Raw genomic sequence first — 925 nt, forward strand, 5'->3', positions numbered from 1 at the left:
TTTTTTTAGCGTTGACACTTAATCCTTCTAAAATAGATTACTTCTCTTGTATTATATCAATCTAATTTTTGAAATCAGATAAATAGCGTTGGAGTCTATTTCTCATAGCTTTTTGTCCTCTAAATCTTTCTCCTCTTAAAAATTGTTTATAATGCTCCCTCTCTGTAGTCTCCAAAGTAGATTCAAAGCGCGACAATAAATCTTCTAAAGCAACTAATTCATCTATAAATATTCTACTATTAGAGATACAATCTCCCACATCTCCTATTTCTTCATAATGCATCCTACTAAAACGACGCTTCTGACTTTCTTGTGCCCTAACCATATCATTGGCATGGTTGATAAATTTTGTTTTGAAGTAAGAAAATAATTTCTTGTTCTCTGTCTTTAATTCCGGAAATTCTTTAAGTAGCCTATATAGAATAATCCTTCCTTCTTGATGCCAATCGTCATACTCCCAGAGTTTAATATAATATTTTTGTCGTGTTTTATTAACAATTGCAGCTACTTTTTTGTAGATTTCTTCAAAATCCTTATTATTTATTTCCATAATACTCCTATCCTTTTGATAATCTAGTAAGCTCTAAAACTTACTAGACTATCATATAAAATTTTTGTATTTTTAAACATGACATATATGTCATGTTTAAATACTTTTAGAAAAATTACAGAAAGCTAATCTAATAATATATTTTCATTTATAAATCATAATAACCATCAAATGGGTGCTTTGGAGAAAGGTGAGAAACTCTCAAAATCAAGTAGTACCTATTGACGCTAGATTTCACTTTGTTCAAGTTTCACTGATTTTGACTCCTCGCCAGCCTCTTAAAGAATCATTCATAATACTTACCATCATCCCTATATGCAATACCATGGATAAATCCTCTATTGACCATTTCTATAATTATTTCTGATTTTCGTA

1 protein-coding gene is annotated in these 925 nt (G+C 29.6%); it reads right to left on the reverse strand.

Annotated features, from left to right (window positions below):
* Positions 1-61 precede the first annotated feature (61 nt).
* The gene (locus tag ACQRDX_RS09345) at positions 62-550 is read right to left on the reverse strand and encodes a sigma-70 family RNA polymerase sigma factor (protein ID WP_427896617.1); all 489 of its coding nucleotides are present in this window, start codon (positions 548-550) and stop codon (positions 62-64) included.
* Positions 551-925: the final 375 nt, after the last annotated feature.

This window comes from Streptococcus sp. SGI.013, assembly GCF_050315295.1.
GTDB classification, from domain to species: domain Bacteria; phylum Bacillota; class Bacilli; order Lactobacillales; family Streptococcaceae; genus Streptococcus; species Streptococcus porcorum.

What these genes read in the sequence shown, in the direction of transcription:
- ACQRDX_RS09345 (WP_427896617.1), bottom strand. Translation starts at nt 550, where the DNA reads ATGGAAATAAATAATAAGGATTTTGAAGAAATCTACAAAAAAGTAGCT.